An 11,116-nucleotide genomic window follows, 5' to 3' on the forward strand; every position below is an offset into this window, starting at 1 on the left:
CTCCCGCCCCGGATCGTGCCCCGGCGACGGCCCTCCCGGATGCCGTCACCGTCGCGAGCCGGGACGACGCCCCCACCTGGCCGCAGGACCTCAGCATCGAGACGCTGCGTGACGAACTCGGCATCGACGTCCGGTTGGCCGCCGCAGCGCTCGCCGCCACCCGCGAGTCCCAGCTGCTGGATTTGGCCTCCACGGCGGACGTCCCCTGGCAGGGGGAGGCACTACTCGCCTTGGCTACGGGCTCCTCGATCGAAGACGTCCGCGAGGACTTCGGGCTGCGCCGCCCCGAGGATGTGTCCGCCGAGTCCTCCGACCCCGAGCTCATTGCGGGGCTGCGTACGCGTGCGGCCCGCTCCTCCTTCACCTGGATCGAGAATGATGAGGATCTGCGCCGGGCTATTGATGGTCTCACCTTCGCCCAGTGGCAGGTGTTCCTCCACCCGCAGCAGCGGGCGCTCGTGGAGCGCCGCGCGAACGGTCCGATGCGCATCAGCGGTGGTGCCGGCACCGGTAAGACCGTCGTCACCGTGCACCGGACCGTTGAGCTGGCCGAGCGCGACGCCGAAGCAGGCGACGACGTGCGGATTCTGCTGACCACCTACACGCGCAACCTCGCCGATGATCTGCGACGGCAGGTGGCCGAGCTCGCGCCCTCGCTCAGCTTCACCGAACGGGTTGGGCAGCCGGGTGTCATGGTCAGTGGGCTGGACAAGGTGGCGCGGGCGATTCTGCAGCGCGCCGGTGATGCGATTGCAGACACGGCCGAGCAGGTACTCGGGCGACGGCGCACGAATGTTCTGTCCGTATCCCGGAAGAACCTGTGGCAGGACGCCCTGTCTCTCACCGGAGACGGCCTGCCCGATGACCTGCGGTCTGCGGACTTCCTGGAATCGGAGTACGAGTTGGTGGTGTTGCCACAGCGGGTGACCACGTTGCGGCAGTACCTGCGCATTCGCCGTCCGGGACGCGGCGTGGCGCTCGACCGTCGTAAGCGGGCGGCCGTGTGGGAAGCGATCGAGAAGTACCGGGATCGCAGCGCGGAACTCGGGGTCTCCTCCTTCGCGGAGCTGCTGGCACTCGCCGCAGCCTGGCTGGATGCGGAGGCCGCGCGCGGTATTGCCCGGCCCTACCGGCATGTGCTGGTGGATGAAGCGCAGGACCTCACGCCGGCCCACCTGCAGCTGTTGCGCGCGCTGGTCGAGCCCGGCCCGGACGATTTGTTCCTGGCGGAGGACTCCCACCAGCGGATCTACGGCAAGAAGATCACTCTCAGCCACTACGGCATCCAGGTGCGCGGGCGGTCGCGGCGACTGACGCGCAACTACCGCACCACCCGGCAGAACCTCGATCTGGCCTTCGAGATTCTGGACCGCGGCACCTACGAGGACCTGGAGGGGAAGGCGGAGCAGCACCACTACGTTTCTCCCCGGTCTGGACCCGAGCCGCTGCTGCTGCACGCTAGCGACAATGCCGCAGAGCTCGACGACGCGGCAGCACTGTTGGGTCTATGGCTTGATGAGGACCGGGACAGCGGGACCAGCGCGCCGGAGTCCATCGCCGTCCTGGTACGCGACAAGTACCAGCGGGACAACGTGGTCACCGGCCTGGCGCACAGGGGCGTGGAGGTGCGCTCCGTTGGTCGTGAGGCGGTTGGGCGTGGGCGGCCCGTGGTCATGACCATGCACCGTGCCAAGGGGTTGGAGTTCCGCAAGGTGCTGCTGTTCGACGTGTCGGTGGATGCCATCCCGCGCTCGCTGCGGGATCAGCAGTACTCCGACGCCGATCGTGACGACGCGCTGCTGCGGGAACGCTCGCTGCTGTACGTCGCGGCCACGCGCGCCCGCGATCAGCTGGCAATCTCCTGGAGCGGCGAGGCGAGCCCGCTCCTGGAGGGCGTGCGCGGGGCCGGGTGAGTGCACGGACCAAGTGAGTACTCGCGGGGCCGAGGGAGTGCGGGGCACGTCGGCGGCCGGTTCGCGGACAGCCGGATAACCGGCTTGCGCGTTGAATATGGGCGGAGCAGGGTGGCGGACGCCAGTGCTCCCACAGTCACACAGCTGTTTGCCTGCGCCAGCGGCACCGTCGTGCTGTCTGCCTGCGCCAGCGGCACCGTCGCGCCTACGCCGGAGTCAATCGCCCCCCAGCCGGGCCTATGACTCCTCATCGGAGCCACGCCCAAATGGCTGGAGCCTTTTCCACTCTGGACGGAGCAGCTTCAATGTCGAAGACCTGGCTCAGTGAAGACATCTAGCCTCACCACGCCACGTTTTCCCTAGCCAGAATCGCGCGATGCCGCGCGAAAGCCACCATCCGGGCGCCATCAGGCTTACCGCCCGCCGATCTTTCACGTTTGTAGTCGTGCCGGTACGGCTCAGGTGCGAGCGAATTTGGTCGCTGGCAGGCGTCCCGGTCGTTGACACCCCGGCCAACGACGTCCCAGCCGGGCATGACAGTGCCGTCACCGGCCCGGCACATCGGCTTGCAGAGTTGCCCACCAATGATCGTGGGGCGGTTTCGCGGGGAGTCCTGGATAGTCACCCTGCCAGGCAAGTCCCACACATACCCCGTGGAGGTGTTCACCGGCGGCAACGGGTCGAGCCGTTTCCTGCCTCCAATTCATGTCAGTGGTGAGGTCTACGGTCATCACAAGCCAAACCGCATGGAGGCGACATCATGACAAATCGTATCCCAGAGGATACAATGAGTGCGTTGACGATCTATCGATCGGACGCCTTCGACCGCTGGCTGAGGCACCTCCGAGACTCGCGAGCCAAGGCACGCATCCTCACCACGCTCCGGCGATGGTCGCTCACCGGCATCATCACTGGAGATATCAAACCCGTAGGGGAGATCATGACCCTCACGCGCTGGGACGCAGCCGATTACCTCAACGATGACGCGTCGATCATCGCCTACCTGGACGAGGTCGCAGCCGAGGACGACCCCGCGCTCCTCCAGGCAGCTCTCGGCGACATCGCCCGCGCCAAAGGCATGACCGCCATCGCCCAGCAGATCGGCGTCGGCCGCGAGTCCCTGTACAAGTCTCTTTCGGACACGGGTAACCCGTCATTTCAGACCGTCGCCAGGGTTGTGCGCGCCCTGGGAGGTCGCATCACCATCACCGCGGCGTAATCACGGCGCTGCGTGCGCGCCACCGCGCACCTTCACGCCCCGTTCCACAACCCGGGGTCACACCCCGACCCGGTCGAGCTTCTCCCGGACGGCGAGGCGGTGCCGGCACTGCTTGCGCAAATCGACGAGTCTCGTGCAACAGCCACAGTGCGATGACCGACCTCGATCCCACGTATCAGACCGCCCGCCAGGTGGCCCGGGGATCCCGGCGGCTCTCGCCCTCCCACACCACCAAGTCGGCATCGCGAAGGACGTTTAAGTGGCGCAGCACGGTCGGCCTGGCCATGCCGACCAATTCAACTAGTTGCCCGGTACTCAGTGGGCGCTGAGCCAGACGCAGTGCATCAAGAATCTTCATTGTATTCGGAGCAATCTGACGCACGACCCGATCAGAGGGGGCCATGGTCGCCATAAGCGTCAGGCGTACCGCCTCTGGTCCCTGGACGTATTTCGGATTGGACAGCCCCGCCCTCCGCATCTCGGCAAACATGCGCCGGATGCCCTCACCGAGTTCCTGCGTCACCCCCATGTCGGCACAGACTCGCGCGATTCGGGGATTGCGCGCATTGCGGCTGATCGAGGCCGGATCGGCGGGGTTCACCAGACCCGGGAACCTGCCCGGACTGGTGATCTCGATCCGGTTCGGAAAGATCTCAACCCGCACGTGGTCCCCGCCGATGCTGTAGGACCGGTGCACGACGGCGTTAACCAGACCCTCGAGCCAAACATCCTTGGGAATTGTGGATACACCCTCGAATCGCCCGGAGTCGGTGAGTGCGCGCCGACGTGGAGCCAGCGAGTCGATAGCCGCCGTTGCTTGGGCTATCTGCTCGGGTATCGATCCCTCGCACCGGATATCTGCATCATCCTCAAGATTGAGCGTGCGCCCGGTTCCTCGCTCGTTCTGCTGGTATTTCAGGACGCGCACATGCGCGTTGGGAAACAGCATCTGGGGCCGGGATGCGAACAGCAGGTATCCGGCAACGGTTACGGTGCCGCCCCTCACGATCAGGTCTCGTGCTCGAAGAGCCAACTCGGGCGACGACGAACCCAGGGTCCGCTGGTAGGCGGACAGCTGAACATCGTCTAGGTCCGCAACGGTGACGTCCCGTACCGGCGTGCCATCAAAGCTGGCGACGCCACGATCCCACTCGAGTTCCTGACGCTGCGCATAGGTAAGCTTCCTGGATTCGTCCCCAATGCGCTGGTAGCAGTTCCCCCGCTTTGTCTCGTGCACATGGTCGCTGGGCGGCACGTGGAAGACGAGAATGCGTCCCTCGCTCGAGAGCAGCTCGGTGACTTCCACGCGCACACGCGGCGTCGTGAAGTCAGCAGGTGTCTGCCTGAGTGCGTTCGCAGCCTTGTCGCTTACAGGCACCACCCGGCCACCATGAAAGCCGACTACGATCACCCCGCCCTCGGCGTTGGCCATCGCAACCAGCGGGACCGCAAAGTCCAAGGGCCTAATCGCACCGGACTTGCGCTCGAACCACTGATCCTCGGGCAGCGCCGATAGGCGCGCGGCCGCTTCGTCGGGACTCAGGTTCAGTGCTTGATCAACCGCCGCGGGCAACATGTTGTTACTCTAACATTCTTAGAGTACTTAAGAGTTCAGGACCCCCCTGAAGCCTCCCGCTTTCCGCGTCACCGCTGGGCTCTGCCCGCGCCAGCCGCAGCCACTCTTACGCGCTCTAACGCCCAATGTGAGAGTACGTCAGAGCGGTGTCGAGCCCCTCGTTGGGACGGCGCAAGGGCACACCGCCCCGTCGGCCCTCCGCCCATTCTCATAACCCGACCCGGTCGAGCTCCTCCCGAACAGTGGGGCGACGCCGGTACCGCTCCTTCAGATCGGCGAGCCACACGCGGCAGGCCGCAACCCGATCACCCTCCGGAGCGCCGTCGTTGGGCCCCGTCTCCCCGCGCGCACCTTCCGCGCCGTCGGCGACAGCGGCCAGCGCCATCATGCGGGTGGCGAGCGCCGCCGCTTCTCGGGCCGCCTGCCGGCCGGTCGGCAATAATGTCTCCTCAATGGCCTGGCGGTACAGGGCAATGGCGTCATCCGGGCGGGGCTGTGGGACGACGTCGGCGAGTTGCTGCCAGGTGTAGCCGACGCCCCAGCGGTCGGCGGCGGCCCAGGCCCGCTCGACGTCACCCATGTGCAGCGCCAACTCAATCACCTGGTCGCCGCTGTGCCAGGGCTGCTCATCGGCCCATGCCAGTGCCGCCTCCCGCTCGGCATCTTCCCGTCCCGTCCAGGCGCCCACCGTGGCAAGCACGTCGAGCATCTCCGGCGTGGGCGCGCGATGGAACAGCCCGCGGGCCATGTCCAGGGCGTCCTCGCCGCGCCCGTCCTCACGGTACAGCTCGGCCGCGCGCAGCGGGTCCACCCAGTACCCGTGTCCCAGCCTGCGCCAGTAGCTCAGGTTGTTGGTGGACACGCGCCCCTCGGCGACCGCCCGGTCCAGATAGGCCATCGCCTCACGACGGCGGTCCACTGCGAGCAGCCGCTCGATGATCGCCCCGTACTGGGCGTGCTCGCCGAGGCTCAGCAGGTGAATGGCACGGTCGACGTCGCCGTCGTGATCGGCCAGCTCCAGCAGCATCGCCTTCAACTCGTAGCCCGGGGCCGTCCCCTCGGCATCGACGGCGGCCTCCGCCTTGGCCACCGCGCGCCGGTAGACGTTCAGGCCCTTGTCCCCCATCGCGGGCAGGAAGTCAGCCAGGGTCACCGACGGCCAGCCGGGCGAGTCCAGGCGGAATTTCGCCAGCCAGCGCCCGAGCTTGCTCGATTCCGTCTGGCACATGCAGCAGGCGCGCGCGTACAGGTCAACGGCGCGCTGGCAGACGCCGCCGACCACGCCGCTGGAGTCGTCCACGTTCCTCTCCAGCTGCTTGCGCAGGCGGGTGGTGATGTGGAGCAGTGCGGGTGCCGCCGCCCGAGCGCCGTCGGCGGTTTCAAGCAGGGGCTCGAGCTCGTTCAGGACGTCGCTGACATCCTTGCCGTAGTCCATGGCGTCCCGGTAGCCGAGGAAGCGGCGCACACCGGTGACGGACTTCGCCTGCGCCAACAGCTCCCCCGCCACCGCCTCCACGTCTCCGCCGACCAGCGACGCCGTCGTGCTCAACGAGCGGAACACCTCCTGGTTGGAGTCGGCGAGGTTGAGGATCAGCGCGCGTAACTGCTCGGTGCTCAGACCGTTGAGGTAGGTCTCGACGGCGCTGCGGCCCTTGTCCTCAGGAGCGGAGTCCTCCACTGCCACGGGAGTTCCCGCCTCCACGCGAGTGCTGGAGCCGTCAGCCGCCTGCAGGACGGTCAGGCCGACGGCGACCAGATGCTTGCAGAAGGCGCCCGAGGCATGGTGCGGGCAGTTGCAGTCACCTGCGACCGTGCCGTTCTCGCCCTGTTCCCAAGTCAGCCGCACGGTGTAGGGGAAGGTGCCGGTGACCGTGGCGGTGGCCTCGTCATCGGCAATTCTGAGTTCGGATACGGCGTTTACCAGGCCTTGGCCGCGCTTGTACACGGCTCCGCCGGCCGCCGCGGCCAGCGCTGCATCGGTGAGTGTCCCGAGTGAATCGATGCCCATTCACCCATCGTGTCAGAGATCGACCGAGGCGCCAACAGAACCGGCATCCGCATGAGCCGCCGAACCCAAAGTGTCCATCCGTCGCAGCTTTTACCCGATAAGGCCCGGAAGCAGCTCGACGGCGTCGCGGTTTTCCGCGCCTGGCGCCATGCGGCCGCAGCTCGGCGCACGGGCCACCGCCAAAAGTTGCGACGGATGGACACTAACGAGGCCGACACAGGAACACGAGCAGCCGTTCTAACGTCCTTGAGCACATCGACGCGGTGAGAGCGTTCCATGTTTGGATTTGCGCCTTCAAGAGCCGTCAAAGGCGCGACTCGTCACACAACCCACTCATGAACGGTCCGTCATGCCCGGCTGCGAGTCGAGTGCCTCGCCGAGATCGCGGAAGTAGGGGTAACGCATCCATGCCGCACGGTCACCGATGACGTACAGGCGCCTTCTGGCTCGGCTCGCGGCAACGTTGACGAGGTTGACGGTCGCCGCCGCCCACGCCTTGGCTCCGGGTGCGCCCGGGTCTCCTCCCAGGACCAGGAACACCACGTCCGCCTCCCGCCCCTGCGCGGTGTGGATCGTTCCGCCGGACATGATTCCACGGGCCGCCGCTACGCTCCTAAGCCGGTCAGCGACCTCTCGGAAGGGAGAGATCGCGATGATCTGCGCGGGGTCCACGCCCCAGCCGATGAGCGCATCGATCTGTTCTCCTAGGCAGTTGATCTCACGGCCTTGCAGATGAGTTCCCCGCTGCGCGGCCGGAACGTCGAACCAGCGGCTGGAGCAGATACGCGGTCCTTCCGGGCCGTCGAACAGGTCCGGGCTCCCGGGATCATCCAAGCGGCGGTGCACTCCGCTGATCATGATGCCGTCATAGGCGATGGCGTTGCACAGGCTGAACATCGGATCATCGCAGCGTCTGTGTACGGTGAGCGGCGCGCTCACCCAGACCTGATCCCCGCCTCGCCCCAGCGTGGTGCCGTACCGGGAGATCCGGTCGGCGAGGCTTTGTACAGAGGCCTCCGGTGGAATCCAAGTCTCCGATACGCCGCATCCCTTGGCGATGTCCCGCGTCGCCTTGCGCGGCATCGTCACCACCGGCTGCAGCTGCAGCGGGTCCCCCACCGCCACGACGCGCTGCGCCCGCCAGATCGCCCCGACGGCGTGCTGCGGGCAGGCCTGCCCGGCCTCGTCGATGAGCAGCCAGCCGAGCGACTCGGCCCCGAGCCCGGCGAACATGCGCCCGAATGACGCGAAGGTGGTGGACACCAAAGGTACGACCAGGAAGAAGGTCTGCCACGCGGCTTGTATCTTCTCCGGCTCTAGATCCCTCGGGCTATCTCCGCCGACGACGTCGATCGCCGCCCGCAATCCCTCCAGCATGTCTCCGGCCGCGTTCGCCAGGAAGTCCTCATGCAGGCGCAGTGCCGCCAGGAACAGTTCGGCGCGGGCCGCGTCCAGGCTCTCATCGAGCCATGGCGCGCGCATTTCACGTTCCACCCGGTCCCGCGTCCGGTACGGGTAGGCACGCCCGTAGTCCGCTTCATCGGCCGCCACACGACGACGCAGCTCGGCCACGTCCCGGGCCGCTTGCTTCCACGATTCCTCGGCCACCGCCTGCCGGCTCGACAGACCACGCGCCCAATCCGCCAGTCGCCGCGCCTGCTCGCTCACCTCACGCCAATTCTGCTCCGCCTCTTGTAGCCGATCATCCAGGGGCTCCATGCGCGAGCGCCACTGTCTGATCGCACGCCCAAACGTGAAAATGGTTTCAAGCACCCCGGGGCGGGACTCAAGCTGCCGCTGACGTGCCTGCTCCGCCTCGGAGCGCTCCGCCAGTGCCCGTTGCACCACGGCCTCATAGTCGTGCGTCTGAAGGTTGGCTGCAGCCGCCTCGTCCGCCAGCTGACGCGCCTGCCCGGCCAGCTCGGCCTCCTTCTTCAGCGCGGGCCTCAGACGTTCCCATCGCTCCTGCGCGGCGCGTCGCCGGCTGATCAACTCCTCAACGCGCCGTTCCGCCCGGCGGAAGCGCGCCCGCGCTTCATGCCAGCTCACATGCGGCACCTCGCCGTCCCGCCACTGCTTCAAACGAGTCTGCATACGCGTGCCTCCCGGCAAAGGCATCCGCGTCTTCCGGTTCTGCTGGTCGAACCAAAATGCGCTGCGAAACGCACCCCGGTTGCGCTTGCTCCCCAGCCGCGCAGCCACCAGCCCCCAGGCCTCCTGCCGCTCGGCATCCGCCGCACGAGCGTCGTCGGCCATCACCGCCGTAGCGATATCGGCGAAGTAATCGGCCTCATCCCGCCATCTGGAAGCAATCGCCTCGCGCGCGGGAATCTCGACGCTGATGTTCTCAACCGCGGCATTGTTGGCGGACACGACAACCATCTCCAGCCCCGTCAGCTCCGGCCGCAGCTGACGGACTCTGCGCGCATATCCGTCCTGGGAGTTCCAGCGATGAACGGTTGCGGTGAAAGCCTGCTCGGGTTGGTCGAGATCGGCCAGACGACGGGCGCGCTCAACCACGTTTCCCGCCAAAATGTCGCGCAGCATCGTCGTCTTCCCGGTTCCAGGAGGACCATTGACACCCATGATGCCGCCCTCGACCGCCAGGGAGTCCAGTGCCCGGTTGACCGCGAACTGCTGTCGCAGCGTCAGTGGATGCGCGGGCTCCGAGGGCCAACGCCCCAGCGGCAGGCGGTCGGCGCCCACCACCGAGTCAACCGCCCCGTTCCACCGTATGACGTCGGTTCGCCCCGACACCGGGACCGAGCGGTCGGGGGTCAGGTAGTCGGCCAGCGCCTTCGGGCAGTAGCCGCGTTCCAGATCCCTCTGCACCGTCGCCAATTCCGTGAGGAAGAAGCTATTGAGGAAATCGGTGTCCACATCACCTGCGTCACCGCGTCCTTCAGTGACGAGAGTCGATGAAATGACGACCCGGCTGCTGCAGAGTGGGTCATTCCCGCCTATCCCTGCGGCGCCGTAGGCGATCCCCAGAAGCCTTTGCAGCGAGCCGGAGTCCTGTGGAAGTGGCGCATCCGCGCCGACCGCATCACGGCGAAGACCCTCGGCCATGTCCACCTGCTCGCCGAATGCGGTGTTGGCGCTGTTGAATCCACTCGCCCAGTGCAGATCCGGCGCTGCACCCGTGCTGCTGATCTGCGCAACCGCCCACAGCGCCGAGGAGAGGGCCGCGGAGCTCTCCACCAACCTGCCGTGCTCGTCAACCTGCACCGCTGCGCAGGCGCTGACGCCCGCGCGGCGCTGATCGTAGGCGTCACGGTCATCGGCGAAGACGCGGTGCAGGAATCGGTAGACGTCTTCCAAGTCGTAGACGCCCAGGTATACGGTGTGCCGCCACACCGAGCGTTTGTGACCGCGCGGCGCGGGCACAGGCAGAGTTTGCCAGGGCAGCGGGTCACCGGGGTGCCACTCAACAACCTGGCGTCGCTGAGGGCGCTGCGATCGCCCGGTCAGTTTGGGGACCGGCTGCGGGTCGAACAGCTCCAGCATCCACCAGTACCGCAGGATTCGTGCACGATCGGAGCGCCAGGGATTCGCCATGCTCCGAGTCTGCCCCCAATAGCAACAGCCGTCGAGTTCCTGTCGCACCCCTGCGGCACACTGGTCCCCGTGACCACCCCGCCGCACGCGCCCGCCCGTGACCTCACCGAGCTGCTGGAGAGCATCGGTGCGCGCGATGAGCGGCTGGTCCACCTCCAGCGCACGCCGGCGCGCCCCGCCCGTCACGGCGACTGGCCCACCTGGGCCGATGCCGACCTCGTGACCGCCTACACCCGCCTGGGCGTAGGCCGCCCCTGGACGCATCAGGTCATCGCCGCCGACGCCGTCCACGCCGGCGGGCACACGGTCATCGCCACCGGCACCGGCTCGGGCAAGTCGCTGGCCGCCTGGCTGCCGGTCCTGTCCGACGTGCTCACCGCGCAGCGCCCCGGCGCCGACTCGCGCATCTCCGCCTACGGCCGCCGCCCCACCGCCCTGTACCTGTCCCCCACCAAGGCGCTCGCCGCCGACCAGGCCGCTGCGCTCAGCCGCCTGGTCACCGAGCTCGAGTCCGTGCAGCACGACGCCGGCATCCCCGCCGGCTCGCTGCGCACCGTCCGCACCGGCACCTGCGACGGCGACACTCCCCTACCCGAGCGCGACTGGGTGCGCGCCCACGCCGACGTCGTGCTGACCAACCCCGATTTCCTGCACTTCTCCCTGCTGCCGGGGCATGAACGCTGGACGCGGTTCCTGCGCGGGCTGCGCTACCTCGTCGTCGACGAGTGTCACGCCTACCGGGGGATTCTCGGTGCGCACGTGGCCCTGGTCATCCGCCGCCTGCTGCGGCTGGTGCGGCGCCTGCGCCCGGACGGCCCGGAGCCGGTGGTGCTGTGCGCGTC

The 11,116-nt window shown here is 67.5% G+C and carries 6 protein-coding genes; 3 read left to right on the top strand and 3 right to left on the bottom strand.

The annotated features are described in order from the left end of the window. Both RWX45_RS04255 and RWX45_RS04260 read left to right on the top strand, forming a co-directional pair. The coding region (locus RWX45_RS04255) for a UvrD-helicase domain-containing protein (RefSeq protein WP_316022531.1) at positions 1-1,913 on the top strand (1,913 nt) is incomplete at its 5' end. A gap of 796 nt (positions 1,914-2,709) precedes the next feature. Further along, positions 2,710-3,132 (top strand): addiction module antidote protein, encoded by a 423-nt coding sequence (locus tag RWX45_RS04260; protein WP_316022532.1) that lies wholly within the window; start codon positions 2,710-2,712, stop codon positions 3,130-3,132. Between the two features lie 175 nt (positions 3,133-3,307). On the opposite strand, the gene RWX45_RS04265 is transcribed toward RWX45_RS04260, so the two are convergent. From RWX45_RS04265 to RWX45_RS04275, 3 genes are all read right to left on the bottom strand, one after another. Further along, a complete protein-coding gene (locus tag RWX45_RS04265; protein WP_316022533.1) occupies positions 3,308-4,708 on the bottom strand; it encodes an ATP-binding protein in 1,401 nt (466 codons plus the stop codon). Positions 4,709-4,916: 208 nt separating this feature from the next. Then, positions 4,917-6,716, bottom strand: coding sequence for a hypothetical protein (locus RWX45_RS04270; RefSeq protein WP_316022534.1), 1,800 nt, complete (start codon positions 6,714-6,716; stop codon positions 4,917-4,919). Between the two features lie 333 nt (positions 6,717-7,049). After that, positions 7,050-10,274: a DEAD/DEAH box helicase gene (locus tag RWX45_RS04275; RefSeq protein ID WP_316022535.1), complete on the bottom strand. Its 3,225-nt coding sequence runs from the start codon at positions 10,272-10,274 to the stop codon at positions 7,050-7,052. Between the two features lie 69 nt (positions 10,275-10,343). On the opposite strand from RWX45_RS04275, the gene RWX45_RS04280 reads away from it, so the two are divergent. After that, a partial coding sequence (locus RWX45_RS04280; RefSeq protein ID WP_316022536.1) for a DEAD/DEAH box helicase occupies positions 10,344-11,116 on the top strand: 773 nt, incomplete at its 3' end.

The sequence above is a fragment of the Actinomyces sp. MRS3W genome, from assembly GCF_032465695.1.
Lineage (GTDB): Bacteria > Actinomycetota > Actinomycetes > Actinomycetales > Actinomycetaceae > Actinomyces.